21 protein-coding genes and 4 pseudogenes are annotated in these 23439 nt (G+C 52.4%); 5 read left to right on the top strand and 20 right to left on the bottom strand.

The genetic code is table 11. The features are described from left to right. Positions 1-103: 103 nt before the first annotated feature. From LU633_RS16115 to LU633_RS16080, 8 genes are all read right to left on the bottom strand, one after another. On the bottom strand, positions 104-208 hold the full coding sequence (locus LU633_RS16115; RefSeq protein ID WP_016189752.1) for a protein YohO: 105 nt from the start codon (positions 206-208) through the stop codon (positions 104-106). An 81-nt stretch (positions 209-289) separates the two neighbouring features. Continuing rightward, complete coding sequence (locus LU633_RS16110) at positions 290-823, bottom strand: DUF3833 domain-containing protein (RefSeq protein WP_016189751.1); 534 nt, start codon at positions 821-823, stop codon at positions 290-292. Next, positions 823-2058, bottom strand: a complete 1236-nt coding sequence (locus tag LU633_RS16105) for an SAM-dependent methyltransferase (RefSeq protein ID WP_016189750.1) — start codon at positions 2056-2058, stop codon at positions 823-825. The genes LU633_RS16110 and LU633_RS16105 overlap by 1 nt, the downstream gene beginning before the upstream one ends. A 3-nt stretch (positions 2059-2061) precedes the next feature. Beyond that, the gene (locus tag LU633_RS16100; RefSeq protein WP_016189749.1) at positions 2062-2775 is read right to left on the bottom strand and encodes a DUF1365 domain-containing protein; all 714 of its coding nucleotides are present in this window, start codon (positions 2773-2775) and stop codon (positions 2062-2064) included. Beyond that, positions 2772-4049 (bottom strand): NAD(P)/FAD-dependent oxidoreductase, encoded by a 1278-nt coding sequence (locus LU633_RS16095; RefSeq protein ID WP_016189748.1) that lies wholly within the window; start codon positions 4047-4049, stop codon positions 2772-2774. Before LU633_RS16095 ends, LU633_RS16100 begins: the two co-directional genes overlap by 4 nt. A gap of 2 nt (positions 4050-4051) precedes the next feature. Then, a complete protein-coding gene (locus LU633_RS16090; protein ID WP_016189747.1) occupies positions 4052-4768 on the bottom strand; it encodes an SDR family NAD(P)-dependent oxidoreductase in 717 nt (238 codons plus the stop codon). Next, a complete protein-coding gene (locus tag LU633_RS16085; RefSeq protein WP_016189746.1) occupies positions 4765-5196 on the bottom strand; it encodes a nuclear transport factor 2 family protein in 432 nt (143 codons plus the stop codon). The genes LU633_RS16090 and LU633_RS16085 overlap by 4 nt, the downstream gene beginning before the upstream one ends. A gap of 8 nt (positions 5197-5204) precedes the next feature. After that, a complete protein-coding gene (locus LU633_RS16080) occupies positions 5205-5939 on the bottom strand; it encodes a MerR family transcriptional regulator (RefSeq protein WP_016189745.1) in 735 nt (244 codons plus the stop codon). 178 nt (positions 5940-6117) lie between these two features. Between LU633_RS16080 and LU633_RS16075 the strand changes: the two genes are divergently transcribed. The 4 genes from LU633_RS16075 (at position 6118) to ybiB (ending at position 11114) form a co-directional block, all read left to right on the top strand. Continuing rightward, positions 6118-6636 carry a GNAT family N-acetyltransferase gene (locus LU633_RS16075; protein ID WP_016189744.1) on the top strand — a complete coding sequence of 173 codons (519 nt, stop codon included), beginning with the start codon at positions 6118-6120 and terminating at the stop codon, positions 6634-6636. A gap of 240 nt (positions 6637-6876) precedes the next feature. Then, entirely contained in the window at positions 6877-7452 is a 576-nt protein-coding gene (locus tag LU633_RS16070) for an Ail/Lom family outer membrane beta-barrel protein (protein ID WP_016189743.1), read from the top strand. A 492-nt stretch (positions 7453-7944) separates the two neighbouring features. After that, a complete protein-coding gene (gene dinG / locus LU633_RS16065; protein ID WP_016189742.1) occupies positions 7945-10110 on the top strand; it encodes an ATP-dependent DNA helicase DinG in 2166 nt (721 codons plus the stop codon). Between the two features lie 32 nt (positions 10111-10142). Next, complete coding sequence (gene ybiB, locus LU633_RS16060; RefSeq protein WP_016189741.1) at positions 10143-11114, top strand: DNA-binding protein YbiB; 972 nt, start codon at positions 10143-10145, stop codon at positions 11112-11114. Between the two features lie 124 nt (positions 11115-11238). Here ybiB and LU633_RS16055 read toward each other — a convergent pair. The 4 genes and pseudogenes from LU633_RS16055 to LU633_RS16040 form a co-directional block, all read right to left on the bottom strand. Beyond that, positions 11239-11727: pseudogene (locus tag LU633_RS16055) on the bottom strand (flavin reductase family protein). Between the two features lie 85 nt (positions 11728-11812). Continuing rightward, a pseudogene (locus LU633_RS16050) lies at positions 11813-12984 on the bottom strand (M20 aminoacylase family protein). A gap of 1058 nt (positions 12985-14042) precedes the next feature. After that, positions 14043-14564 carry a 5' nucleotidase, NT5C type gene (locus LU633_RS16045; RefSeq protein ID WP_016189737.1) on the bottom strand — a complete coding sequence of 174 codons (522 nt, stop codon included), beginning with the start codon at positions 14562-14564 and terminating at the stop codon, positions 14043-14045. 92 nt (positions 14565-14656) lie between these two features. Beyond that, on the bottom strand, positions 14657-15286 hold the full coding sequence (locus LU633_RS16040) for a flavin reductase family protein (RefSeq protein WP_016189736.1): 630 nt from the start codon (positions 15284-15286) through the stop codon (positions 14657-14659). Between the two features lie 121 nt (positions 15287-15407). Between LU633_RS16040 and rlmF the strand changes: the two genes are divergently transcribed. After that, the gene (gene rlmF, locus LU633_RS16035; protein WP_016189735.1) at positions 15408-16319 is read left to right on the top strand and encodes a 23S rRNA (adenine(1618)-N(6))-methyltransferase RlmF; all 912 of its coding nucleotides are present in this window, start codon (positions 15408-15410) and stop codon (positions 16317-16319) included. Between the two features lie 9 nt (positions 16320-16328). Here the strand turns inward: rlmF and ybiO are convergent. From ybiO to dps, 8 genes and pseudogenes are all read right to left on the bottom strand, one after another. Beyond that, a pseudogene (ybiO, locus tag LU633_RS16030) lies at positions 16329-17759 on the bottom strand (mechanosensitive channel protein); the annotation flags it as partial. Positions 17760-17911: 152 nt separating this feature from the next. Beyond that, positions 17912-19126, bottom strand: coding sequence for an IS91 family transposase (locus LU633_RS16025; RefSeq protein ID WP_046371879.1), 1215 nt, complete (start codon positions 19124-19126; stop codon positions 17912-17914). A gap of 8 nt (positions 19127-19134) precedes the next feature. Beyond that, complete coding sequence (locus LU633_RS16020) at positions 19135-19275, bottom strand: hypothetical protein (protein ID WP_161796965.1); 141 nt, start codon at positions 19273-19275, stop codon at positions 19135-19137. A 399-nt stretch (positions 19276-19674) separates the two neighbouring features. Beyond that, positions 19675-19875: pseudogene (locus LU633_RS16015) on the bottom strand (hypothetical protein); the annotation flags it as partial. 337 nt (positions 19876-20212) lie between these two features. Further along, a complete protein-coding gene (gene glnQ / locus LU633_RS16010) occupies positions 20213-20935 on the bottom strand; it encodes a glutamine ABC transporter ATP-binding protein GlnQ (protein WP_016189732.1) in 723 nt (240 codons plus the stop codon). Next, positions 20932-21591, bottom strand: a complete 660-nt coding sequence (glnP, locus tag LU633_RS16005; protein ID WP_016189731.1) for a glutamine ABC transporter permease GlnP — start codon at positions 21589-21591, stop codon at positions 20932-20934. Before glnP ends, glnQ begins: the two co-directional genes overlap by 4 nt. Positions 21592-21669: 78 nt before the next feature. After that, positions 21670-22416 (bottom strand): glutamine ABC transporter substrate-binding protein GlnH, encoded by a 747-nt coding sequence (glnH, locus tag LU633_RS16000; RefSeq protein ID WP_016189730.1) that lies wholly within the window; start codon positions 22414-22416, stop codon positions 21670-21672. A 351-nt stretch (positions 22417-22767) separates the two neighbouring features. Continuing rightward, positions 22768-23271, bottom strand: coding sequence for a DNA starvation/stationary phase protection protein Dps (gene dps / locus LU633_RS15995; protein ID WP_016189729.1), 504 nt, complete (start codon positions 23269-23271; stop codon positions 22768-22770). Positions 23272-23439 lie beyond the last annotated feature (168 nt).

Raw genomic sequence — 23439 nt, 5'->3', positions numbered from 1 at the left:
GAACCTGTTCGTTTATCAGAACCGGGTGCGCTTAAAGCAGTGAATAAGTCTGGGAAAGGCGCGGCGTGGTCGGATATGAGGCGAACTTTTCCGCCCTGTGTCTTTAAGAACGCAGCAGAATGGTGTAGCCCGTAAGCACGACCCCGCCGATGCCGCCAAGCGCCATCATCAGGAAAAGAAAAGTCACCGCAATTTTTTGCCAGTTCATATCATCGCCTGTTTTATCTGAAGTGGAAAGAGGGGGAATTATAGCGGAAACTGGCCAGCGGGGTTAAGTTTTTGACGGTTTTTATTGCCAGGCTTCTGGCTCTTTGCTAAAGAAAAGCGTGATGTGCGCGACTTCGACGCCGAATTTTTTCATGGAGGTCACGTTCATTAAATGGTGCGTGTCCTGCTGAAAAATCCAGTCGTCAAAGTTGAGCCTGTAACTGTCTGAACGGGTTTTTACCGTCATCGTGTAGCGCCAGTTGAACGCATTGCCCGCACTTTTTCCCGTTGCCGTGCCAATGATATCAGCCGCCGTGCCAGTGTAGCGGCCGTCTGCCCGCTTGTGAATATGCCAGAGGCGGGTCTGGGTTTCGCCATCGTCATAAGCAAACCGTTCATCCAGCGTCAGCGTGTCTTCCGTCACCGTGCCGTGGATGCGCACCTCAAAACGACGAATTTGCCTGCCACGGTAATCCTGTACCATCCCCCATGCCCGTGATTCGCCGTTGAACCAGCGAAAGATGTCCAGCTGCGGCTGAGTGTGCTGATAAGTATCAACGTCATTCCCGCAGCCAGCAATCAGCAGGCTGGCGACCAGTAACAGGTAGCGGCACATCAGGCATTCTCATTTTTTTGAGCGGTAAGCTGGACGGTGCCAATAGTTCCTGCAAGAAAACCGGCCTCGCAGTAGCAGAGGTAAAACCGCCACATCCGGTGAAAATGCGAATCGAAATGTGCGTTTTGTAACTGTGGCATGGCGGCTTCATAGCGCAGCCGCCATGCCCGCAGGGTACGGGCATAATCCGGTCCGATTTCAAACAGGTTGTGCAAGGTAAACCTGCTGGCGGTAAGATTTGCCTCCAGCATACTGACTGCGGGCAGAAAACCCCCGGGGAAAATATAGCGCTGGATGAAATCGACGCTACGTGCATAGCGTGCAAATCGCGCTTCGCTGATGGTTATCGCTTGCAACGCCAGCCGACCGTCTGGTTTTAACAGGTCGCGACAGCGGGCAAAAAACAGCGGAATATACTGCTGGCCTACCGCTTCGATCATCTCCACCGACACCAACTTGTCATACTGGCCATTAAGCTGCCGATAGTCCTGCTTCAACACCGTCACGCGGTCGGCCAGCCCGGCGGCGGCAATGCGGCGGCAGCTGTAATCATACTGCTCCTGCGAAATGGTGGTGGTGGTAACGCGACAGCCATACTCCCGTGCGGCAAACTCGGCCATCGCACCCCAGCCGGTACCAATTTCCAACAGGTGATCGTGAGAGGTGAGCTGAAGCCGGCCGCACAACCGACGCATTTTCGCCTGCTGCGCTTCTGCCAGGGACATTTCCGGCAGTGCATACCAGCCGCTGGAATAGAGCATCGACTCGTCGAGGAATGAACGATAAAAATCGTTACCGAGGTCGTAATGCGCGGCAATATTTTTTTTAGCCTGACTGACGCTGTTACGGTGCAGCAGGTGCCTGCATTTGTTCAGAAGGGCTGCCACCCGGCTAAAACGCGAACCTAGTTTATTCAGCACGCTGTCGTTAATGGCCAGGGTTTGAATAACCGCCGTCAGGTCAGGCGTGTTCCACTCCCCATCCATGTAAGTTTCCGCTGCGGCGATACTGCCGCCAAGCAGGATCCGCCGGTACGTCCGTGAATGGTTCACCCGGATTTCAGCCTGGAGTTCTGCCTGGGGATTACCGAAAAAACGACTTCCCAGATGAGGGTCGTGCAGATGCAGACCTGCCCCTTCAATCTGCTTTAACAGCGCAAAGACTATCCGTCGCGAGGTGGATAAACGTTTGCCGCTACGCGGACGAGGGGAGTAAGTCAGTTCAGGTTGGTACATCCGTTATTTCTCCGATTCAGGATGAGGATACACCGGCGTGCCCTTGCGCCACAATTTCCATGCCTGCCAGTATATGGCCAGCGCAGTACGTACGGTTGTCAGAGGGAAGCGCCAGAGATGGTGACGCAAATTTTTTTGGTTCAGCGGCTGATAACGAAGATGCAGCGTGGCGTCAAAAACTTTACCCGTCCGGTGGTTCTCGATATGTACTGAAAGAGATTTACCCGGTGCTGACAGCCGCCAGTGATAAACCATATCCAGTGGATTAAACGGTGAAACGTGAAACGATTTTTGAGTGGTCTCGCTGCCCTCCGGCTTAACGGCATAGGTGTAGCGCTCATTCCAGGGGGTATTGCGCACTTCAGCCAGCATCCAGCGCAGTCGATCCTGGTCGTCGTAAAGATAGTAAAAATTGACCGGGTTAAACGAGCAGCCAAAATAACGTAGCTGAGTTAACAACATCACGCGTCCGGTGAGTTGTTCGCCGGTCAGCGCGGCAATGCGTGCCTGAGCACGCATTTTGATCTCGCCACCGCCGAGATAATCGGCCGTACAGAACGACGCCGCTGAAAATTTTCCTTCATTGATCCCCACCTCTTTTAGCAATGGCAGTTCATCGAGATCGATCAGCAACATAAAAAGATCATAGCTGAACTGGTGATCAACCGGGGTAAAGCGGCGATGACGAACGTGGCCGCGGTAAATTGCGCTGTTCACAACAGGGTCGCCCGTTCCATACCGGCCACCACGTCCAGCGCACTGCGAATGCCATCCTCATGGAAACCGTTATAGCACCATGCGCCGCAATACCAGCTGCGATTAACACCGTTTAACAGCAGACGCGTGCGTTGTGTCAGCAGGCTTTGCAGACCGAACTGGGGGTGATGATAGACATAGCGGCCCAGAATTTTAGTGGGATCAATAAAGGTGGTATCGTTGAGGGTGACACAGAAAGTGGCCCCGGCGTTCAGTCCCTGCAGGATATTCATGTTGTAGGTCACCGTGGCGGCGGAGTGCCCGCTATCCGATTGCGATCTGTCCAGACGGTAGTTCCAGCTGGCCCAGGCACGAGGATTTTCGGGCAGCAGGCGGGTATCCGTGTGGAGTACCACTTCGCTGGCACTCCAGGGAACGCCAGACAGCATTTGTTGCTCTTCGTCAGTGGCATAGTCCAGTAATGCGAGCGTTTGATCGCTGTGGCAGGCAAAGATAACCTGATCAAAGGTATCACTTCCCGTCCGTGTGTGTAGCGTTAAGCTGCTGGCATGCCGTTGAACCTGCAAAACGGGGGTGCTGAGGTGAATGTGCAGTCGGTCTTCGATTTTAGCCATCAGTCTGCGGATATATTCACGAGAGCCGCCCGGAATGACATACCATTGCGGGCGCTGACTCAGATCCAGCAGGCCGTGGTGATTGAAGAACTGCAAAAAGAATATGAGCGGCATTTGACGGATTTCGTTTAGCGAGCATGACCAGATAGCCGCGCCCATTGGCAGAATATAGTGGTCACTAAAAAATGCATTGAATCGCTGTTTTTGCAGGAAATTTCCCAGAGTGTCCTGGTGTGACAGAGCACAGCCGTGCGCCTTAAGCCACTGCTTTGCCCGGCGATTGAACCGTACAATATCGGCGAGGAATCGCCAGAATTTTTTCCGTAGCAAGTTACCGCGTTGGGCGAACAGGCTGTTAAGAGAGTGGCCGTTGTATTCCAACCCGCTCTGAACGTTCCTGACAGAAAAACTCATTTCAGTGGGCTGTCCTGCTAGTTCCAGTTCAGCCAACAGCGCATGAAAATGCTGATAGGTGCGGTCATTAAAGACGATAAAACCAGTGTCAATGGCATAATGCTGTCCCTGCACCGTGACATCCACCGTGGCGGTGTGGCCACCCAGTCTGTCGCCCGCTTCAAACAGATGAACCTCGGCCCGCTCCGCCAGTTTCCATGCCGAACTGAGTCCGGCAATACCGCTGCCGATAATAGCTATCTTCACCATTACCTCGCTACCCGCTGGGTAAGCAGACGTTGCATGGCATAGGGAAGCCGTGAGGTGACGCGCAAAATAATTGAAAACAGGCGGGGAAAGGCAAACTCGGCTTTGCCTTTTGCCAGACCGCGTCGTATATAGCGCGAGGCCTGCTCAACGTTGACAATCATTGGCATAACAAAATCATTGCGGCGGGTCAGCGGCGTATCAACAAAGCCAGGCATGACCAGACTGATCGCAATCTGTTTTCGTTTCAAATCCTGGGCGAGACTGCGGGCGAAATAGGCCAGCGCAGCTTTTGAAGCACCGTAGGCCTCTGCACGGGGCAGCGGCACCAAGCTTGCCATGGAGCCCACCAGAGCGACGCGGCTACCCGCGGGTAGCTGTGGCAACAGTGCATCCAGGCAGTTAATCGGCCCGTTAAAATTGGTTTCCATCACACGATGCACTTTCTCTGCTTCCACTTCGCCATGATCGATGTATTCACAGGTGCCTGAGCAGAGAATAACCAAGTCTGCGCTTTTACTGCTCAACACCCGGCGGGTTTGTGCAAGATCGGTAATATCGAATTGGCAGAGTTGGATACTGCTGAACTTTTCGCACAGTGTTTGTAACTGAGCACTGTTACGTCCACAGGCGGTGACATACCAGCCCTCGCTGGCATAATCCAATGCCAGTTGATAACCAATCCCGGAACTTGCACCGGTAATCAGCAATCTTTTCATGGTCTTAGCCTCTTTTTAAGCTGCCTGATCACCGCACTCAGCACCGGGATTTTCTCATACAGCATAGCACCCATATCGTAGTAATCCCGTTGAAAAATAATTTTGTCACCACCAAAGCGTAAGTGGCTGCTACCAGCCACCTGAAGCGCCTTTCCCCGCTGTAATGCGGGATGGGCGTAAATCATTTGCCATATTAACAATGCAGTTCCGTTGTAGAGGTGGCACTCATTTACTTCAAACCGACAATAATGGAGGTTTTTCAAGAGTAAAGCGAAGTAGGTTTCCACAACCTGCAGGCCGTTGTGTTCAGCGATGGGATCAACAAGGACGATATCATCGTGATAAATATCTACCAGCTGATGCAGACTGACATTGTCCAGAGACTGATAAAATGACACCAGTTTGTTTAATGTTGCCTGCTGATTCATCTTTTTACTCAGTGATTACCCTGAAATGCGACCTGAAGACCTTGCTCCTGCCATTGTGCCAGCTGCTTCTGCTGACGGCGGGTCGGCGGTTTACCGGTAAACAGAAAAACATGCTGGCCGGGAAACAAATCCGGGCGCGGTAATTCCAGCGGTTCAGCCAGCACGTCCATTCGCCAGCCCTGCTGCGAGAGACGCCATGCTTCAAGCCAAATCCGCGTGCGGTCCTCGGTGCCCCAGCCAACGATCAGCGCATCCTGACCGGGCTTTTTCCTGCATCCGGTTAAACAAAATGCGACATAATCAATTAAAACCCCATCCAACAGACTACACATAATGCGCGCGGTGTTTTGAACCAGCCCAAGACGCTGTCTGACAGGAATAAAAACGTGGTCGATAAGCAGATTTGCCGGGGTTTCACGACAGGCGGCCGCGATTTTTGCGCGTAATTTGGCAGGCTTAACGTGACGCAAAACGGCAATAATTTCGTCCTGCATGGCAACCCATTCATTATTATTACTGATGTTATCGCCCTCAATCAGGGCTTTCACCTTACCGACGGGTACACCACTCTCGATCCAGCGCTTGATGTCTTCAATGCGTTGAATATCTTCATCATCAAACTGTCGGTGCCCAGCTTCGGTACGCTGAGGTTTCAGCAATCCGTAGCGGCGCTGCCAGGCGCGAAGGGTCACGGGATTGATGCCACAGCGTTCGGCGACGTCGCCAATACTGTAAAGTGCCATGAAAATCCTCTGAACTTACTTTTCTTATTTAACCGTAGCGGACTCTGCTAAGGTGTACAACTATTATTTTTTTGTACAATTTATCAGTCGCGGTATTTCAGGATATAACTCAATCATTCTAGGGTGTTGCATCCAGTAGTCACAATCCCCGTTTCCGCTCCACATTTTATCAGTTGTGATGAGGCAAAAAAATGCGCACCTTTCCTGCCAGTGTCTGAATGCTGATGAAGCAAAGGCCGAATTACCTTCCCTGATCCACGTACTCAGTGTCTGCATGGCGCAGGATGCCAGCGTTGGGTTTATCAGCATGGACCCACAGCTCATGAGCCGTTTCTGGCTAAGTGTTGTCGACGGTCTTGCCAGTGGTGATAAAAAACTGTTGGTTGCCCGTCAGGATGGCGCTGTGGTAGGCACGGTGATAGTGGTTCTGGGTATGATGTCAAACGGGCAGCACCGTGCTGAAATTGCAAAATTGCTGGCCCATACTGACGCCCGGCTGCAGGGCATTGTCAGTGCGCTGCCAGCGCAGGCTGAAACCCTGGCGAAAGAAGCGGGCAGAACGTTGCTGGTACTGGACACGCGTCGCGGTGATGTGGCAGAGCAGCTTTATCTGCGTGAGAGATGGCAGATTAGCGGCACCATTTCCGATTTTGTGCGTTCGACGGAAGGTAAACTTGATGTAACAACGGTAATGTAACAGCGTGTTTCTGCCCTGTGATGTGTGACAAGACCCGATTGACATGGTGTGAGAAGAGGAGCTGGCCCGGTGTGCTTGAGGTGTTTACTGTTGCGGGCTGTTGTCTGAAAAGTGCCCGGAAGCCATTGTGTTAAGCAGGTATCTTCCCTAAAGTTCCCGCGCGGCGTTTAACGTGCTGGCGGGTAGATTTCGGGCTGAATGCAGTCCGAAGGAATGGATGAACGAATAAGGATATTGCATATGTTGAAGACGCTTTCAGTGGCGGCGCTGGTTGCCGCTTTGCTCTCGGGATTCGCACAGGCGGAAACCCATTCCCTTTCCGCGGGTTATGCTTATCAGGAAGTGAGTGGATTTAACCATTTTGCGGGTATTAACCTGAAATACCGCTATGAATTCGATGAAAGATACGGTCTGATTAGCTCTTTTAGTTTTGTTTCAGGCAGCGATCCTTACGATGCCACCAGCAGCAATGGTGTTGTGGTTAAAAACAGTGTCCGGGTGAAAACCACCAGCATGTTGGTTGGTCCGGCTTACCGTATCAATCGTCACGTTAGTCTCTATGGTCTGGTCGGGGTGAATAATGCTCAGGTAAGCTATTCGCCTTTACGAGATGATTCGCTCAGGCGTCCCTATGCCGGAGACGATAATCTCTACATGATGAAGCACACCACCAATTTCGCCTGGGGTGGAGGGCTGCAAATTAACCCGGTTGATTATCTGGTTGTCGATCTCGGTTACGAAGGTACCCGGGGAAAAATTCAGGGCAAGAACTACACAATGAGCGGATTTACTATCGGCATGGGATATTCCTTCTGATTACTGTAGCGGGCAGCGCCCCTTTCAACTGCTGACCTGAACGCAGTGATTTCTGTGAGCGCGGTCTGCTGCTTCCGATGCTGTTCGCTGCGGCAGGATGAAACCAGCCCCGGCAGAATGGCCCATGCGCCGGCTTTTCCAATTCTGATGGCTTATTTAACCACAGTGATATCTGTCTGTATTGCCTGCTGTCTCTCCGGTTGACCGCTGTGGCTGGGTGTGTGCCTGATTGGGTGTAATGACGCTGTTGGCCAATTCTTTTCGGAACGATATAAGTGACACTGTCCCCATTTTGCAACCAGTAAAACGGTGGTTAGCTGCATTAGCCCCGCAGGCTCTGGTTATTTCTGTTAAGCGCAATGGTTAAACGCTGAGTTGTGTATTTTGCGTTATGGCTAAATTGCGAATCAGCCCGAAAGATTACACGTAACAGGCTGACGTCGACCAGATACTGTGTAAAAATACAAACCATTTTAGTGAAAAGTGGTTTGTATGGCGCTGAATACTGCGTTGAAAGCGCAAATTGCTGGCTGGTACAAAGCTCTTCAGCAGCAGATCCCGGATTTTATTTCCCGTTCACCGCAGCGGCAGATGATTGCTGAAGTGACAAAAACCCTGGCAGGGGACGCGGGGCGCCATCTGGCGATTGAGGCACCCACTGGCGTGGGTAAAACGCTCTCCTATCTGATTCCCGGCATTGCGGTCTGTCGTGCTGAAGAAAAGCCGCTGGTGGTCAGTACCGCCAATGTGGCATTGCAGGATCAGATTTACCGCAAGGATCTGCCGCTGCTGCAGAAGATTATTCCTGACTTACGCTTTACCGCTGCCTTTGGTCGTGGGCGCTATATTTGCCCACGCAACCTTTCCGCACTGGCAAAGGACGAAGAAAAACAGGGTGTTTTCCTGCTGTTTCTTGATGACACGATGACGGCCAGCAAGGATGAACGGGCGCGGTGCACGCGTCTGGAAGAGGATCTCAATCGTTACCAGTGGGATGGTCTGCGCGATCACTGCGAAGAGACGATAGAAGATTCGCTCTGGCAGCGCCTCAGCACCGACAAAGCCAACTGTCTTGGCAGCAACTGTCACTGGTTTCGTGAATGCCCGTTCTTTGTGGCGCGGCGTGAAATTGAACAGGCTGATGTGGTGGTAGCTAATCATGCGCTGGTGATGGCTGCGCTGGAAACGGACTCGGTGCTGCCCCCGGCTAAAAATTTGTTGCTGGTGGTGGATGAAGGGCATCACCTGCCTGATGTGGCGCGGGATGCCCTTGAGGTCAGCGGGGAGATCACCCCGGGCTGGATCGGCGTCCAGCTGGATCTGTTCGCTAAACTGGTGGAGCAGTGTATGGCGCAGTTCCGGCCCAAAAGGCCCCCAGGCTTGAGTCAGCCTGAGCGACTAAAGGCGCACTGTGATGATGTACATGAACAGATGCAGCAGCTGTCGCAGATCCTTATACAGCTTCTGCCGCCGGGGCACCAGGAAGGGGAACATCGCTTTGAAATGGGGCGACTGCCGGAGGCGGTACAGCCGCTGTGCGGCACCTTGTTCAAATACTTTGACGCGCTGCGCGGCTTGGCGGAAGCGCTGGTTAACGATCTGAGCGATAAGTCCGGTCAGTTCGACGTGGTCCGACTGCACCGTACGCTGTTACAACAGATGAACCGTGCTTTAGGCTGGTTTGAGGCCAGCAGTAAGCTGTGGCGACTGGCGGCGCTGGAGCAGGCCTCTGGGGCACCCGTTTCCAAATGGGTCAAACGGGATATGCGGGAGGGAATGGAACATCTGACTTTACACTGCGCGGGGATCCGCGTCAGCGAACAGCTGGAAAAACTGCTGTGGCGTAAAATCCCCCATGTGGTACTGACCTCGGCCACGCTGCGTTCCCTGAGCAGCTTCCAGCATCTGCAGGAAATGTCCGGGCTGAGTGAAAAAGCAGGGGATCGCTTTGTGGCGCTGGATTCCCCTTTTAATCATATCAAACAGGGCAAACTGATTATTCCGCAGATGCGTTATGAACCAATACTGGCAAGTGAATCTTCTCATCTTGCTGAAATGGCACATTTTTTTCGTGCGCAAATGCGAATGGCGGCGCATAAAGGTATTCTGGTGCTGTTTGCCAGCGGTCGGGCGATGCAGCAGTTTATCGCTTACCTGCCCGAACTGCGGTTGGCTATGCTGGTGCAGGGAGATAAGCCGCGCTCTGCGCTGATCGTGCTGCACCGAAAAAGGGTGGAGCAGGGCGAAACCAGTATTCTGGTAGGGCTTCAGTCTTTTGCGGAAGGCCTGGATTTAAAAGGTGAGCTGCTCTCGCAGGTGCATATCCATAAAATTGCTTTTCCGCCGGTGGACAGTCCGGTGATTTTGACCGAAGGTGAATGGCTGAAAAGCCTGAAGCGCTATCCTTTTGAGGTGCAAAGCCTGCCGAGCGCCTCTTTCAATTTGATTCAGCAGGTCGGCAGGCTGATTCGTAGCAACGAATGTTATGGTGAAATAGTGATTTATGATCGGCGTTTACTGAGCAAAGGTTATGGCGCAAGGCTGCTGGGTGCGCTGCCAGTGTTTCCCATCGAGCAGCCACTGCTGCCGGAAGGCGAGCTGCCTGTCGCGTCAGAGGCTGCAGCAGTAAAAAAAGTTGCGACGAAACGACGACGCTAAACCCGTCACGCATTTTCTAACTGAGTAAGATGATGGAATACAAAAAAATTATCAAAGAAGTCGGGCGCGGAAAAAATCACGCACGCGATCTGGATATCAACACCGCATACCAGCTTTATCATTGCCTGCTGGACGGTGCCGTCCCCGAACTTGAAATGGGCAGCATCCTGATTGCTCTGCGCATAAAAGGCGAAGGGGAAGAGGAGATGCCGGGATTTTACCAGGCGATGCAGGAACGGGTGTTGCAGCTCACCCCGCCTGTTGGTTTGCCAATGCCGATTGTTATCCCCAGTTACAATGGTGCGCGCAAGCAGGGAAATCTGACTCCGCTGCTGGCGCTGCTGCTGTCGACATCAGGTTTTCCGGTGCTGGTGCATGGCGTCAGTGACGATCCCACGCGGGTGACCAGCGAAACGATTTTTGCTGAACTCAGTATACCGCCGGTGACCTTTGCAGAAGAAGCACAGGCCCGGCTTGAACGCGGTGAGCTGGTGTTTATCCCGGTTGGTTCACTTTGTCCGCCGCTGGAAAAACAGCTGGCTCTGCGCTGGCGCATGGGGGTGCGCAACAGTGCGCACACTCTGGCGAAACTGCTTACGCCCTTCGCAGAAGATGCAGCACTGCGCCTTTCCTGCGTGTCTCACCCCGAATATATTCCTCGCGTAGGCGCGTTCTTTCGGCGTATTGGTGGGCGGGCGTTGCTGCTGAACGGTACGGAGGGGGAGGTTTACGCCAGCCCGCAGCGCTGTCCTTCCATTAGTCTGATTGCTGGTGCGGAACCGCAGGTTCTGCTGGCACGTCAGCCCGATGATACTCTGCCCCCGGACGGCTTGCCAGAAGCAAAAGATGCGCAGACCACCGCTGCATGGATTACCCGCTGCCTGCGACATGAGGTGGCTGTCCCTCAGTCGTTGCGTTTGCAGATTGCCTGTTGCTACATGTCCACTGGCCTTGTACAAAGCGTGGAAGCAGGGTTGGCAATGCTGTCGGCACAGGGGTATTAAACCTGTGCTTAAAGCGGCGTGAAGAAGTGTAGCGCCGAAAGGGCTGCACCTTATGTTTTCTCTACCTTACCGCTGGCGCGTTGTGGTCCACAGGGTGCCGCCGCTTACGCCTTTTCCGCGCGGCTTATTTCAATTTTTCCTCAGAAACCGTCAGCACGTTCACCGATTCATCCGTGGCATAAAATTGCCCGCCTGCCACATAGTGCAGGCTGCGCAGCGGCGGGGCCGTGCGTTCAAAATGCCAGTGGCCGCCGCTGAACACGCGAGTATCTGCCCAGGCACCCAACACCTCGCCAATAAAAAGGTCGTGCACCTGCTGATTGTGGGTTCCGCAATCAGCAGGCCAGCCGTGCCGTGCAGCCGCCGACAAAGGGCAAGTCAAAACTGTCAAAACTGAACAGCTTCACGCCGCAGTCGGTCAGCTTGTCTGGCGCACCTGAATAACAAACATACCGCTGGCCTCAACCAGCTGGCGGGTTTTGGAGATTTTATCGATCACCATGGTGAGTTTCGGCGGAGAGAAATCCAGTCCGCTGGCCCAGGCAGCGGCCATCACATTGTCACAGCCATCGTGCCGTGCGGAAAGTAAAATAGTGGGGCCGTGGTTGATCAGACGCTACGCTTTTTCTGGTTCTACCGGGGCAATGCTGCTTCATTGCGTTATCCCTGCAATTTCATACTGTGATGTTTTCGCCGCGTCATGGCTGAGGTGCTTGTTTCAGAGGTAACAACTGTTCTGCCAGCCCTGTCCACAAGGCCACGCCTTCTGCGATAATGTCATCATTAAAATCGTAATAGGCATTATGCAGCGGGCGGGAAGGGGTTGTGCTATCGGCACTATCCAGAAATAAGCACCATGGCAGGCTTCCAGCATACAGGCAAAGTCCTCTGAGGCCATAGAGGGATTAACTTCCCAGTGGACCTGCCCGGCAGGCAACAGTGCCAGTGCGCAGTTTTTGACCTTTTCTGCTTCTGCGGCGTGGTTGCAGGTTACCGGGTAATCGGTCAGGTAAGTGATATTACCGACGATCCCCAACGGCGCGGTCAGATCGGTGAAAAACTCGTCAATCATTTTGCGGACCTTCACCCGCACATCGCTTTGCAGGCAGTGAAGCGTGCCGCGCAACACCATGTCTTCCGGGATAACGTTAATGGCTTCGCCGCCGTTAATTTGCGTAATGCTGACCACCGCAGAAGCCAGCGGAAACAGGCGTCGTGCAGGAATGGTTTGCAGCGCGAGCATCAGCTGTGCGGCGGCAACAACAGGATCTGCACCGTTCTCCGGCATGGACGCATGACAGCTTTTACCGCGTAAGGTGATGGAAAAAGCGTCCAGCGAGGCCATCATCGCACCGCTGTTAACAGCAAGATGGCCAACTGGCAGCCCCGGTCAGTTGTGGATGCCATAAATGGCATCCATAGGAAAACGTTCAAACAGGCTGTCAGCCACCATTTTCTGCGCACCGCCGAGATTCTCTTCGGCGGGCTGAAATACAAACTGCAGGGTGCTGCTAAAACAGCGGGTGGTAGTAAGGTGGCGGGCTGCAGCCAGCAGCATCGCCATATGGCCGTCATGGCCGCAGGCATGCATTACACCGGGCTGAGAAGAGCGCCACGGTGCATCACTTCGCTCTGTGATTGGCAGGGCATCCATGTCGGCACGAAAACCGATGGTTGGGGCGGGACCGTTTTTCAGTGCCCCCACCACGCCGGTTCCGGCCAGCCCGGTATGCACCTGAAGTCCAAAGCTGTGCAGCAATTCGGCAACCCGACGCGAGGTAACATGTTCCTGATAGCCTAGCTCGGGTTGAGCATGAAACGCTCTGCGCCAGCTGATAGCCTCTTCAATCAGCGAAACGGGAATGGTCATATCCTCTCCTTTTCGGGCGGCTGTTGATGACAACAAGAGTTATAAAATAGCATAGAAAGTGGCAGTGATTGCAGGTCGACGGGCATGAAAAGAGAGTTGCCGTGCCAGCAGGATTATTTTGTCGTTAGCAGCGTGTGGTATGGCACCCCTTCATCGTTTGCAGTATCACAACCTGCGTGCCGTAGTCGACGCATGGTCAGCAGTACCACGGCAGCTGCGCGTCCCATTCAGGCTGGCTCGGATAGCGCCCCCAGCGATATAGCGCAAGGGCCAGTCGGCACTAAATAAGCGTTCCTGATTGTGCTTCACTTTGTATCTGGCCTTGCCATATAAGCCGTTCCTCATGACTGGCATGGAATGCAGGCATACCAGGGTATTAAATTCACCTGAACGAATCGGTTAATTTATAACCAGCTCGTTCAGGTGTCGCGTATTTGGAACAGTTATTTAGTCTCCTTTATCATGTTTACGTTCAAATGATGAGACCGAACCGCCGTCCAGGTGTTATCGACCAGCTGCCACAGGGCGTTTCAGCTTGTCGTCGCATACCATTTTATAAAAAGGCAGTCCGGCGAGATGCCGTTATGCCAGTCCCGGTCAGAGTCAGCTGGGGCGGTAAAAAGCAATGCGTGCTGTGACAGGGGGTCGCAGGCGGGGGCGGGGCGCAGGAAAAGATACCTGCTGTTCCACAGGTGCTGGCACCGAATCAGGGCAGTCATAAAATTGCATCGCCCTGGTGGCTGGCGGGAATGCCAGAGAGATCATCGCCACTTTGGTTAGCGTTGAAGATGCTCATGATCCACTCACCATATCTTGTATCGATCTGCGGTTTCATTAAGGGCAGGCTGCGTGTTACCTGAATTTTCTGGCACCGTGCGTGCAGGAAAAACGTCTGATTACGCTTGCGGTGAGTGGGGATGGGACGGGATAGCTTTATGCTATCTGTTTGTTTAAGGATACACGAACCAGGCGACAAATAATTAACCTCGCTGCCGTCATAAACGAGGCTGGCTTTTACATGATAAAGCCAGCAGAAAACCTGTTCTGAGACCGCCTGATTACAGCAGCAGGCTGGCAATATCCTGCCAGTTGTCCACCCGCTGATAACCCGTTATGTGTCGATTGTGTGGCGCTGAATAAAGGATGCCTTCACCACAAAAATCTTTAAAATTTATAATGTTATCGTCAATCATATAGTCAGCATTGATAATTCCCTTGTTGCCGCAAAAGACGATGTTCGCGGGTTTTATTGCCGGGAAATGCTGTTGTAGCCACTGAAACTTGGCGTTAAACGAGCTGGGGATCTCCATGGCAGCGGTGGTGATAAAGATATCGTATCGTTCACTCAGGGCGCTGATGACTCTCTGGCTGTCGGCCATGACTGCAAGATCGGCAAAAAAATCCGGGTGGCTAATCAGCGCCAGAATCTGCTGTACCTTTTCCGGTTGCAGGCCCTGCAGACTGAACACATTCAGATCGCCAGGGTTCAGCTCACCCCCAAAATGTTGGTTAAGGGTGGCAAGCATTTTGGGATGAAAATCGGCAATGACTTCATCCATATCGATGGCTATTCGTTTCATTGATCGCTTCATGACTGTTTTGAAAGAACGAACATCATAGCAAAAAAGCCCGGTGCAGCCGCGTACAACCCTGGCAAAAAAGTGATTATTGCTTAATGTCGTGCATCGGGGCGTACCAGATCGAAACGCAGTTCTTCGCTGATGCCGTAGTAGGCGCTGGGGCCACCGGCACGCAGAATCGGTCTGGCCCTGGCCGTCTGATACACTCCTTCTGCAAGCAGGCTGTTATCAATGTGAACCACCACGACTTCTCCCAGTGCCAGCCATTGATCCAGTTGCTTGCCAGCCGCATCCTGTAACTGAATAAGCTGGCTCAGACGGCATTCAAAATTGACCGGACTTTCGGCCACTATGCTGACATTAATCAGGCTGGCGGGGAGAGGCGTGACCCCGGCCAGTAAAAACTCGTCTTCGTCATGAGGTACGCTCGCTGAACTTTCGTTCATCGCCACTGCCAGATCGCGCGTGGACAGATTCCAGACAAACTCTTTGGTTTGCGCAATGTTTGCCACGCTGTCTTTCCAGTCCTGGCTGGCGAAACCGATAATTGGTGGCTGATAGTTGAAACAGTTGAAGAAGCTGTAGGGAGCCAGATTACGGCAGCCCCGGTCGTTCTGTGAGCTGATCCAGCCAATTGGCCGCGGGCCAATAATAGCGTTTAGCGGATCGTGAGGGAGACCGTGACCAAGACGGGGTTGATAAACATAGCGAGACGAAGTCATAGCGGCTCCTGAGCCTGTGGATTTACCCCGGCGTTTGCCGCCGGAGCACGATGAAGTCACAATGATTTACGATTGCCTGAGCAGCAGGTATCTTACGTGCCTGCCGATAAGAGAGCCGCCCATGAAAAACACCCTCGAAAAAATGCAACTCCATCCCCGTAACCGCCATCGCGGTCGCTATGACTTTGCTGCACTTATCGCCAGCCACCCGGCGCTAGTGGAATTTGTCTCAGTCAATGCCTGTGGCGATGAGTCGGTGGACTTTGCCAATCCGGCCGCGGTGAGGGTGCTGAATCAGGCGCTGCTTCGTCATTTCTATCAAATTGCACACTGGACCCTTCCCGATGGTTCTCTTTGTCCGCCCGTGCCGGGCCGTGCTGATTATATTCATTATCTGGCCGATCTGCTTGCAGAAGATAACAAATCGCAGGTGCCACGCAACATTAACGTGCTGGATATTGGCTGTGGCGCAAACTGCATCTATCCGCTGATTGGCCAGTATGAATATGGCTGGCGTTTCACAGGCAGCGAAGTGAATGAGGCTGCGATGCGTTCAGCCACCTCGGTTATCGCCGCCAACCCCGGATTGGCTCGTCAGGTGCGCCTGCGCCGACAAAAAGATCCACAGGCAATATTCAACGGCATTGTTCATAAAAATGAGCATTATCACGCGGTCATGTGCAACCCGCCGTTTCACGCCTCCGCCAGCGATGCGAGAGAAGGGAGCCAGCGTAAAGTCCGCAATTTGGGGCTGGACAGCCGCGCCCCACTCAATTTCGGCGGCCAGCAGGATGAACTCTGGTGCGAAGGCGGTGAAAAAGCCTTTATCAGCCGGATGATTGCTGAAAGTGTGCTCGTTGCCCGCCAGTGCATCTGGTTCACCTCGCTGGTGTCACGCAGGGAAAACCTGCCTGATTTATGGCGGGCGCTGGAACAGGCTGGCGCTGTCGCAGTGCGCACGGTGGATATGGCACAGGGCCAGAAGCAGAGCCGTTTTATTGCCTGGACCTTTCTGCAACAGCCGCAGCGTTAGCAGCAGATGTCACGGTGCTAATTGGCGGCGGGCAGTGCGGCCAGCGGCACCGCCCACCTCCTGGCCGCTCTGCATCACCTGTACGGTCTGGTGAGGCGCTTTAATCCCTGCCGCGTCAAAACGCTTTTTCACCATATTGTCCAGCGCAAAACGTACCGTCCACTGCTTCAGCGGCTGGGTAGTAAAGGAAACGCGTACGGTAAAACCCTGGTTGGTCAGCCCGACCAGTCCTGCAAACGACGGCTCGCCGATGACCATTCCACGGATGTCGCTGTCCTGCATGAGTTCATCCACTGCTGCCTGTATCGTGGTGTTGACTCTGCTGCTGTCCTCGCTGTGCTCCACATCGTAATTGGCGACACAGGAACCAATTCTCCGCATAAAATTGGCAAAGGTAGTAATCGAAGAGCACGGAATAATGTGATAAGCGCCGGTATCCTGCCGGACGCCAACCGATCAAATCGACATGCGTTCCACCGTGCCGGTGACTGCGCCAATGGTGACCAGATCGCCGGTATTCATGCCGTTCTCGAACTGGATAAAAATGCCGTTGATGATGTCTTTGACCAGCGTCTGTGAGCCAAAGGAAACCGCCACCCCAGCGCACCGGCCCTGGCCTTGGCCAGCAGGGGCGCAATATTTACCCCGATTTCAGAAAGTAAAATCATGATGGTAATGCTGCTGATAATGACCAGCAGCGCATTGCAAAATAGTGTCAGTAGCATGCGGGGGCGTGCGCTGGGCATCGGCCTGCCGTGGGAGTCGGAAGCAAGGCCGTTTTCAATCAGGCTGGCAAGTAGCGTCCAGCCCACGGCGGAGAAGAACAGGATAACCACAATGCAAATCACAATATCGACGAATTTCACTCCGGCACCTTGAGTAAGCCACTGCCATAAATTAAACAGCTTCCATGCATTGAGCAACAGTAAATAAATGGCCAATACGGTGAGGGATCTTACCATCTTAAGTATGACGGATAGCCAGCCGTTAAGCCTCTCAGGGTAATTACGCCGAAAATCGGGCGAGAGAAGGACGGTTTTGCCAGTCCGGCGCGTAAGGATCCCTGATACCCGTGCGCCGATGCCGATAATAGCCAGCGTGTGTACGGTAGCCAGCATCATAAAGTTAAGGTTGTTGCCGGGGTTAAACACCGATAAAACAAACAGTGCGACAGGCGCTGCCCAGCCAGTGCCAGACCATCGCAAAGGCCCGAATAAACAGGGCAAAAAAGCGCATCGAGGGGCCTGCCTGAAGGTTAAGTTCGAGCTGTATGCTCTGGCGATTGCTGAAAATTAAGCAGAGTGCTCAAATAGTGATCAGCGCCATTAGCAACATGTTAACTGGCGAGACTACCTGCATATTAATCTGATTGGAAACGACGGGTACGATGACTAACAGGCCATATCCTATCAGATTGTTCAGCCAGCTAAGTCGGTTGTTCATGGTTAGGAAACTGAATCATCGTTTTAAAAATTTCCTGACCATGAGCAGCAGTGTCTGTAATGCAGTAATGATGTGCCATCGGGAACGTTATGGTCATAAAATGGCATTTGCGGCGCGTTTTTAACCTGAAAGCTGTTTTTCAGACGCACTTATCCCGCAGTCTGTGCCAGAAGCCATCGTTTCCGGTCGATGTTATGCAGTCTTTCTGCCACCAACTCCGACGCGTGCCTCCCGGCCTGCGCACTGCTGAAGCGCAGTCGGTTGCCGCACAGAATGCATTTGTACGGATCCGTGCGCAGAAATTCTTTCATCAGCGCGGCGAAGCCGGGCTTCTCCGGTTTTTTCCGCGCTTCCATCTCCAGGGCTTCATACACCTTCGGCAGCAGGCTACCCCGTTTACGGTTTGATAAAAAACCGTAATAACGCACCATCTTAAAATGCTTCGCCGGGATATGGCTGATATAACGTCCGATCATATCTTCCTGCGTCAGCGTCTGCTGCCGGTACTGCTGCGTACGGTGGTCGTAATAGTGGTGCACCACCGCGCCGCCGCTGTAGTGCCTCAGCTTCGCCGCCGACACGGGGGGCCGTTTCAGGTACCGGCCCAGATATTTGACGCTCCGCCAGGCCCCCCGGGTCTTCTTCGCGAAGTGGACCTTCCAGCGGCGCCCGTACTGCGCCTGCAGATAGCGCAGCCACTGTTTTTTGTCGTGGATATGCCCCAGCCCCGGCAGCCTGCCGGGGTTAATCAGGTCATAGCTGTGGCGCAGCAGCCGGATGACGGCTCCGCGCCAGATTTCCTCCACGGCATGCTTTTTAAAGAAGAGGTCGCGCCATACGCCGTGTTTAATATCAAGCCCGCCGCGGGTGACGGAGAGATGAATGTGGGGATGCTGGTTGAGCTGGCGACCGTAGGTGTGCAGGGCGCAGAAGATACCGACTTCCACACCCTGTTTTCTGGCCCAGCGGAGCATGGCGCGGGTGGCTGCGCGGAACAGGGCATTGAGCAGAGGCCAGTTATTGTTGAAAAAGGGCCACAGCAGATGGGGCATGGTGAAGGTGATATGCTGCCAGTCGCAGTCGGGCAGAATTTGCTGTTGCTCTGTAATCCACTGCTCCGTGGCCTTATGTCCGCAGGAGCTGCAGCCTTTTGATTTACAGGTCTGGCAGAAGAAGCGGGTGTGGGTGCAGTCCGGGGAGGCGCAGCAGTATCGCTTCACCCCCATGGCAGCAGTGCCGCAGGCGAGCATGCGCTCGACGCAGAGTACGGTCCAGGGGCTGAGGGTGTCCCCGTGTTTATCCATATACCGGTTCCAGGCGTCATCAGTGGTGAACAGCAGTTTTGCCGGGCGCGGGATATACATGCGGCGGATTATCGCTCTGCAGTGGCACCGGTATTATAGTGCCAGTCGTCACAGTCATCGGCCCAGTTGTCGGTGTGTTTATCCCAGGGAGCGAAGGTCACCGGCAGCATGCCGGATTCTGTGGCGATAATAAACACATCGGCTGGCATGGACTCAAGGACGACATCGCCGTCGGGTGAGTCAGGCGGCTCAAAGCCGCGGATGATGCAGACGAGAGGCGGGTCGAAGTGTGTATCGAGGAAAAACTGTGGCCCCAGGTGGACACAGTGACGAATGGCATCCTGCGGAGTGTCGTAAAAAACTCGTCGGGGTCGTCATAATCGCTCCGGGGCGGAATGGACACCAGAAAACGCTTAGGATATCCGGGTATAGCGCGTCGGGACGAGGGCGTGGGTTTACGCTTTCTGGGGGCTTTGCTACGGGCCATGTGAATGATTTCCTGAGAAATTAACATACCGCAGAGTATAAAGCTGTGAGCCGGTCATGAACACCCTCGGAACGGCAGAGCCGTGACGCTCGCCCTGTAAGGGCGCTATGTTCCATTAGCGGGCGCGGCTATCCGGCAGGTGAAAGAAGCGCAGTTGCGGGTAGCGCGGGCAAAACAGTAGCCGCAAAATGGCTTTAAATAACTCGATAAGCGCAAAGGCATTTAGCAATAATTCCTGCTGGTTGGCGATGGTACGGCTGGTGGCATTCAGTGAAACACTGAGCATTTATCGGGCAAACAGAGCTATGGCGAGCAGCAATATGAACGCCACTCTTTGCTGGCGAGATCGTCGTATGCCCTGTTTTCTTTAATGTTGAATATTACAACACGAAGCGGAACTTTTTATTGAAATGCCCTGTGGGATGCGATCAAAAACATTTCCTGTAAAACTCATTTAAAAAATGGCCGTGTTATCTTGCAGGGCAATGCCGGCCTGATTTGTGTTTGTACCTGACAAGTTGTACATCATTTATTTTGATAATCAGTTATCTGTGGCGCACTGCGGACACAGATAATCTGTCGTTTTTTATTCGAGCTGATAGTTTGACGTTCTGACCTGCTGAAATATTTTCAGATTCAAGTCCGGTCATGTTGTCCGGTTAAGAGACGTGCTGTAAAAATTCGCGTAGCCGATCACTTGTAGGAGTGTCAATCAATCGATCCGGGTGGCCGTCTTCTGCAATACGCCCTTTATCGATAAAGATCAGCCTGGATGAAACTTTCTTAGCAAAACCAACTTCATGAGTGACGATCACCATCGTCATGCCTTCTTCTGCCAGATCCTGCATCACCTTTAGCACTTCATGGCGTAATTCGGGATCGAGGGCGGACGTGGGTTCATCGAACAACATCATTTTTGGCTTCACTGCCAGCGCTCTGGCAATGGCGACACGCTGTTGCTGCCCACCTGATAATTCGTAGGGAAAATGATGGGCGCGTTCAGCTAAACCGACTTTACCCAGCAGCGCTTTCGCCAGTCGGTGTGCGTCCTCTTTCTTCGTACCACGCACGCGAATGGGTCCAAAAGCCACGTTGTCCAGAGCGGTCATCTGCGGAAAAAGATGAAATTGCTGGAACACCATGCCGGCTTCCTGACGGATAAGACGCGCATCGACCTTGGGATCGTTAACCACCAGTCCATCGACAATCAGTTCACCGCTGGTAATTTCTTCCAGTTTGTTAATGCAGCGCAATAATGTGGATTTTCCGGAACCCGATGGGCCGATAATCACCACCACTTCACCCTGGTTGATGGTCAGATCGATATTATGCAGCACCTGAGTTGGGCCAAAATGCTTACAAACATTTTTAAATTCAATCACAGGATTTTCATCCTTCTTTCAATGTGGCGGAGAACAAAACTCAAAACCAGAGTGATAATGAGATAGATAACGGCGACAGCGCTCCATATTTCGAGCGCACGGAAGTTACCGGCGATAATTTCCTGACCCTGACGGGTCAGCTCGGCTACCCCGATCACAATAAACAGCGAGGTGTCTTTAATGCTGACAATCCATTGATTACCCAATGGTGGCAACATACGGCGTAAGGCTAATGGCATGACCACATAGCGAAGGGTTTCACGACGGGACAGGCCCAATGCCAGGCCAGCTTCGCTGAAACCTCTGTTTATGGAGAGAACTGCACCACGGGTGATTTCCGCTATATAAGCACCGGAGTTGATCATAATAGTCACCACGGCGGCACTGAAGGGATCTATTCTCAGGTTGTTAAATGCCATGGGCAGCGCAAAATAGATAAACATAACCTGAACAACAATTGGTGTGCCGCGAATTAACTCGATAAAAACCAGGGCGACGTTGCGGGAAATCCGTCCACCATAAGCGCGCGCAAAACCGGCTAACAGGCCAATAATCAAGCCACCAATCAGGCCCAGGATTGAAATCCACAGCGTCAGCTTCGCACCTTCTAGCAGGGCCGGAATCGAAGGCCAGATAGCGCTCCAGTCAAACTGCATTATTATTTCTCCGGTTCAAAATTGTTGCGTTATGGGTAAGAAGCTGGTTTATTTCACTGCCAAAATCGGGATACTGTTTTATTGTGGTTCAGCACCGAACCATTTTTTGTAGAGTGTGTCGTAGGTTCCGTTTTCCCGTAGAGTTTTTAATGCGCCGTTAACTTTTTCACGCAGCTCATCGCTACCTTTAGAAAACGCAATCCCGTATTCCTGAGCCTCAAGTGAACTGCCAACAGCCTTGAACTGGCCTTTGCCTGCGGTATGGATAAAATAGAGAATATTAGGCGTATCATGCAGCACGGCATCTGCGCGGCCCGTTCCCAGTTCCATATAGGCATTGTCAATATTTGGGAACTGACGCAACGCTTTCGTTTTAATGTGTTGTTTGGCATAGTCAACAGATCCGGTACCGCTTTTTACGGCAACGACTTTGTCATCCAAATCATCAATGCTTTTAATCTGATCGTTATCAGCTTGTACCATTACCTGTAAGCCACTTTTGTAATAACCGTCTGAGAACGCAAGCGCTTTTTTTCGCTGTTCAGTAATGGTGATGCCAGCCATTGCCACGTCAACATTGCGGGTCTGCAGGGCAGGAATAATGCCGCTAAAGTCCATTGGTTTTAGCGTATAGTCGATATTGAGCTGCCGGGCAATTGCGTCCCACAAATCAATATCAAAACCAACATATTTACCCTCCTGCTTAAATTCAAAAGGCACAAAAGCCGTATCGGTCGCCACGACGAGTTTTTTTTCTATTGCGCTGGAAGAAATGGCAAAAGCGAGTGTGAGTGCAGCAAAAGAAAATTTAACAATTGTTCTCATTATTTATCCTTATATAACGGGCAGGATCGGTGGGCAATTAACTATCAGCATCCATATGAAAAATTTACGACATGTTTATGGAATATATTTAAAGCAGCACTTTAAGTCAAATTTACCGTAATGTCTCTAATGAAGGCTAACGATGTGCAGCTAAAAGTATCAGGCTAAGTTTATTACATCGCAATCAAGTTTTAGCATGAGGGGGAATAAATACAACTTGATTACAGGAGGATAGGATCAGCGTGGGCGGGATATAAAACGCCCGGACAATGGAGTATGACCCACAAAAAAACAGACGGTAAGGACCGTCTGCTGCTGATAAACGTATCGGATTTAACGGGATGAAAAATATTATTCAATATTGGACTCAATAAACCACAGGAATTTGTCCAGATCGCGCGATGCAGCGGTAAAAATATCTGCGGTGTCTTCGTCTTCCACTTCGCTAATGGCCTTACGAGTATCGTTTGCGACAACAGCATAACGTTCAGCCAGTGCTTTAAGGTGATCCTGTACGGTATGAATATTCAGTGGATAGCTTTTAAGCGGTGTTCTGTCATTAACGACCTGAGTGGTTCCCAGCGCTACGCCGCCCAGCTGAACGACTCGTTCTGCGATGGTGTCCTGATGTTCTGTAATGGCGGTGCGGAAGCCGTCGAGCATTTCGTGGACGCCGATGAAATTGGCACCACGCATGTTCCAGTGGGCTTGCTTGGTGATCAGGGACAGATCGATAAATTCCGTAACCAGACGGTTGAGCACCTCAATGGTGGCGCGTTTTTCGTCATCTGCCACGTTGTTACGGGTGTAAATTAAATCAGAAGATTTCGTTTTAACCAGTTTAGCGGTACTCATCATTTATTCCTCATAAAAAGAAGTTGCCCTCAAACCTGAGCGAAGAGTATAGCACCACGCTAAAATATTGCCGTAAAGTTACTGCCTATTAGTCAAATAACCATTTTCGCATTTATGTTATAAATTAAAGGAGAATTGGTTACAGACGAAAACAGTAATGATAAGGGT

Origin of the sequence: Erwinia tracheiphila (assembly GCF_021365465.1) — a bacterium.
Taxonomy (GTDB): Bacteria; Pseudomonadota; Gammaproteobacteria; order Enterobacterales; family Enterobacteriaceae; genus Erwinia; species Erwinia tracheiphila.
This window is presented reverse-complemented; position numbering and strand designations above follow the sequence as displayed.

What these genes read in the sequence shown, in the direction of transcription:
- LU633_RS16080 (WP_016189745.1), bottom strand. Translation starts at nt 5,939, where the DNA reads ATGGCACTTTACAGTATTGGCGACGTCGCCGAACGCTGTGGCATCAAT.
- dps (WP_016189729.1), bottom strand. Translation starts at nt 23,271, where the DNA reads ATGAGTACCGCTAAACTGGTTAAAACGAAATCTTCTGATTTAATTTAC.
- LU633_RS16020 (WP_161796965.1), bottom strand. Translation starts at nt 19,275, where the DNA reads ATGCCAGCCGATGTGTTTATTATCGCCACAGAATCCGGCATGCTGCCG.
- LU633_RS16075 (WP_016189744.1), top strand. Translation starts at nt 6,118, where the DNA reads ATGAGGCAAAAAAATGCGCACCTTTCCTGCCAGTGTCTGAATGCTGAT.
- LU633_RS16085 (WP_016189746.1), bottom strand. Translation starts at nt 5,196, where the DNA reads ATGAATCAGCAGGCAACATTAAACAAACTGGTGTCATTTTATCAGTCT.
- dinG (WP_016189742.1), top strand. Translation starts at nt 7,945, where the DNA reads ATGGCGCTGAATACTGCGTTGAAAGCGCAAATTGCTGGCTGGTACAAA.
- LU633_RS16025 (WP_046371879.1), bottom strand. Translation starts at nt 19,126, where the DNA reads ATGTATATCCCGCGCCCGGCAAAACTGCTGTTCACCACTGATGACGCC.
- ybiB (WP_016189741.1), top strand. Translation starts at nt 10,143, where the DNA reads ATGGAATACAAAAAAATTATCAAAGAAGTCGGGCGCGGAAAAAATCAC.
- LU633_RS16070 (WP_016189743.1), top strand. Translation starts at nt 6,877, where the DNA reads ATGTTGAAGACGCTTTCAGTGGCGGCGCTGGTTGCCGCTTTGCTCTCG.
- LU633_RS16045 (WP_016189737.1), bottom strand. Translation starts at nt 14,564, where the DNA reads ATGAAACGAATAGCCATCGATATGGATGAAGTCATTGCCGATTTTCAT.
- LU633_RS16105 (WP_016189750.1), bottom strand. Translation starts at nt 2,058, where the DNA reads ATGTACCAACCTGAACTGACTTACTCCCCTCGTCCGCGTAGCGGCAAA.
- glnP (WP_016189731.1), bottom strand. Translation starts at nt 21,591, where the DNA reads ATGCAGTTTGACTGGAGCGCTATCTGGCCTTCGATTCCGGCCCTGCTA.
- glnH (WP_016189730.1), bottom strand. Translation starts at nt 22,416, where the DNA reads ATGAGAACAATTGTTAAATTTTCTTTTGCTGCACTCACACTCGCTTTT.
- rlmF (WP_016189735.1), top strand. Translation starts at nt 15,408, where the DNA reads ATGAAAAACACCCTCGAAAAAATGCAACTCCATCCCCGTAACCGCCAT.
- LU633_RS16040 (WP_016189736.1), bottom strand. Translation starts at nt 15,286, where the DNA reads ATGACTTCGTCTCGCTATGTTTATCAACCCCGTCTTGGTCACGGTCTC.
- LU633_RS16090 (WP_016189747.1), bottom strand. Translation starts at nt 4,768, where the DNA reads ATGAAAAGATTGCTGATTACCGGTGCAAGTTCCGGGATTGGTTATCAA.
- LU633_RS16115 (WP_016189752.1), bottom strand. Translation starts at nt 208, where the DNA reads ATGAACTGGCAAAAAATTGCGGTGACTTTTCTTTTCCTGATGATGGCG.
- LU633_RS16110 (WP_016189751.1), bottom strand. Translation starts at nt 823, where the DNA reads ATGTGCCGCTACCTGTTACTGGTCGCCAGCCTGCTGATTGCTGGCTGC.